General features: G+C 67.2%; 1 pseudogene. It reads right to left on the reverse strand.

Going from position 1 to position 393, the window contains the following annotated elements:
• Window positions 1–287 (reverse strand): annotated as a pseudogene (locus EOA29_RS40765) (diguanylate cyclase); the annotation flags it as partial.
• Window positions 288–393 lie beyond the last annotated feature (106 nt).

The raw sequence follows: 393 nt of genomic DNA on the forward strand, positions 1-393 counted from the left end.
TCGTTGCAGTGGCGCGCCACGTTGGACATCTCGACACCGTCGAAGGTGCGCGGATCCTTGAAACCCTTGACGTTCATGGCGACGCGCAAGATGCCGCCCTTTTTTGGCTCCTCCGCGCGGGCAGGCGACGTGCCGAGCCCGCCCAACGCGAAGGCGCCGGCGGCGCTGACGCCGAAGCCGGCCATGATGGCAAGATATTCGCGCCGGCTGATGCCGCCTTTCCTGAAATCGTCGGCGGAGGGCTTTGCCCGCGGGTGCAGTTTTCTGTCGGTCAGCATGAATTTCATCGTCGTTCCCTCCCTGTTGGGCGCCCCGGCCGGTCGCGGTGCGGGGGGCGGATGCGTCTCGCCGGAGCGCCCGTTGGCCTGCGGCGATGATAGGGCGGGGTTACTC

It is taken from the genome of Mesorhizobium sp. M1E.F.Ca.ET.063.01.1.1, assembly GCF_003998155.1.
Classification (GTDB): domain Bacteria; phylum Pseudomonadota; class Alphaproteobacteria; order Rhizobiales; family Rhizobiaceae; genus Mesorhizobium.